At 65.0% G+C, this 2,609-nt stretch carries 1 protein-coding gene; it reads right to left on the bottom strand.

The annotated features are described in order from the left end of the window. The coding region (gene rpoB, locus AB0J16_RS59600) for a DNA-directed RNA polymerase subunit beta (protein WP_358558301.1) at positions 1 to 2,609 on the bottom strand (2,609 nt) is incomplete at both ends.

Genomic DNA, 2,609 nt, shown 5'->3' with positions numbered 1-2,609 from the left:
TTACCGCCGAGCGGCTGCTGGGTGATCATGGAGTACGGGCCGGTCGAACGTGCGTGGATCTTGTCGTCGACCAGGTGGAGCAGCTTGAGGATGTACATGTAGCCGACGCCGATGGGATAGGGGAACGGCTCCCCACTACGCCCGTCGAACAGCTGGGCCTTCCCACTGCGCTGCACCATCCGATCCCCGTCACGGTTGGGAATCGTGCTGTTGAGGAGGCCGACGATTTCTTCCTCGTGGGCGCCGTCGAAGACCGGGGTGGCCATGTTGGTGCGCGGGGCCACCTTCTCGAAGCCCTTGTCACGCAGCCGCTCTGCCCACGCCTCCTGGACGCCGGAGATGTCCCAGCCGCGGGCGGCGATCCAGCCCAGATGGGTCTCCAGCACCTGGCCGACGTTCATCCGGCCGGGCACGCCCAGCGGGTTGAGGATGATGTCGACCGGGGTGCCGTCCTCCAGGAACGGCATGTCCTCCACCGGGAGGATCTTGGAGATGACGCCCTTGTTGCCGTGCCGGCCGGCCAGCTTGTCGCCATCGTTGATCTTCCGCTTCTGGGCCACATAGACACGGACCAGCTCGTTGACGCCGGGCGGCAGCTCGTCGCCCTCCTCGCGGGAGAACACCCGCACCCCGATGACCTTGCCCTGCTCCCCGTGCGGCACCTTCAGCGAGGTGTCCCGCACCTCGCGGGCCTTCTCACCGAAGATCGCACGCAGCAGCCGCTCTTCCGGAGTCAGCTCGGTCTCGCCCTTCGGCGTGACCTTGCCGACCAGGATGTCACCGTTCACGACCTCGGCGCCGATACGGATGATGCCCCGCTCGTCCAGGTCGGCCAGGACCTCCTCGGAGACGTTCGGGATGTCCCGGGTGATCTCCTCCGGACCCAGCTTGGTGTCACGGGCGTCGACCTCGTGCTCCTCGATGTGAATCGAGGACAGGACGTCGTCCTGAACCAGCCGCTGCGACAGGATGATCGCGTCTTCGTAGTTGTGACCCTCCCACGGCATGAACGCCACCAGCAGGTTCTTACCGAGGGCCATCTCACCGCTGTCGGTGCACGGCCCGTCGGCGATGACCTGGTTGACCTCCACCCGGTCGCCCTCGGCCACGATGGGCTTCTGGTTGAACGAAGTGCCCTGGTTGGAACGCTTGAACTTGGCGACCCGATAGGTGGTGCTCGTACCGTCGTCGTTGGAGACCGTGATGTAGTCGGCGGAGACCTCCTGCACCACCCCGGCCTTCTCGGCGCTCACCATGTCGCCCGTGTCGGTCGCGGCCCGGTATTCCATCCCCGTCCCGACCAGGGGCGCTTCACTCTTGAGCAGCGGCACCGACTGGCGCATCATGTTGGAGCCCATGAGCGCGCGGTTGGCGTCGTCGTGCTCCAGGAACGGGATCATCGCCGTGGCGACCGACACCATCTGGCGCGGCGACACGTCGATGTAGTCGACCTCGTCGGCCCGCGCCAGCTCGGTCTCGCCACCTTTGGTACGGACCAGAACCCGCGCGTCGGCGAACGTGCCGTCAGGGTTGAGGACCGTGTTGGCCTGCGCCTTGACGAAACGGTCTTCCTCATCGGCGGTCAGGTAGTCGATCTGCTCGGTCACCTTGCCGTCGACGACCTTGCGATACGGCGTCTCGACGAAACCGAAGGCGTTGATCCGGCCATAAGAGGCCAGCGAACCGATCAGGCCGATGTTCGGGCCTTCCGGGGTCTCGATCGGGCACATCCGGCCGTAGTGCGACGGGTGCACGTCACGAACCTCGAAGCCGGCCCGCTCACGCGACAGACCACCAGGACCCAGCGCGGACAGACGCCTCTTGTGCGTCAGCCCGTCGAGCGGGTTGGTCTGATTCATGAACTGCGACAGCTGCGAAGTGCCGAAGAACTCCTTCATGGACGCCACGACCGGGCGGATGTTGATCAGGGTCTGCGGCGTGATCGCCTCGACGTCCTGGGTCGTCATCCGCTCGCGCACGACGCGCTCCATACGGGCCAGACCCAGACGGACCTGGTTCTGGATGAGCTCACCGACGCTGCGCAGACGGCGGTTACCGAAGTGGTCGATGTCGTCGACCTCGACGATGACCTCGCGGTCGCCCGTGCCCGGCATCGATTCCTCGCCCGAGTGCAGCCGGACGATGTATTCGATGGCGGAGACGATGTCCTCTTCGGTCAGAGTGCCTTGAGTGATCGCGGAATCAACGCCGAGCTTCTTGTTGATCTTGTAGCGACCGACCTTGGCCAAGTCGTAGCGCTTGGGGTTGAAATACAGGTTCTCCAGCAGGGTCTGCGCCGACTCCTTGGTCGGCGGCTCACCCGGACGCAGCTTGCGGTAGATGTCCAGCAGCGCGTCGTCCTGGCCCGCCGTGTGGTCCTTCTCCAGCGTGGCGCGCATCGACTCGTACTGGCCGAACCGCTCCAGAATCGCCTCGCTGGTCCAGCCCAGTGCCTTGAGAAGCACGGTGACGGCCTGCTTGCGCTTACGGTCGATACGGACACCGACACTGTCTCGCTTGTCGATCTCGAACTCCAGCCAGGCACCCCGCGACGGGATGACCTTGCAGCCGTACAAGTCCTTGTCCGAGGTCTTGTCGACATTGCGTTC

This window comes from Nonomuraea sp. NPDC049750 (assembly GCF_040659625.1).
Classification (GTDB): domain Bacteria; phylum Actinomycetota; class Actinomycetes; order Streptosporangiales; family Streptosporangiaceae; genus Nonomuraea.
Note: the sequence above shows the minus strand (reverse complement) of the source record. Positions and strands in the feature narration are given on the sequence as shown.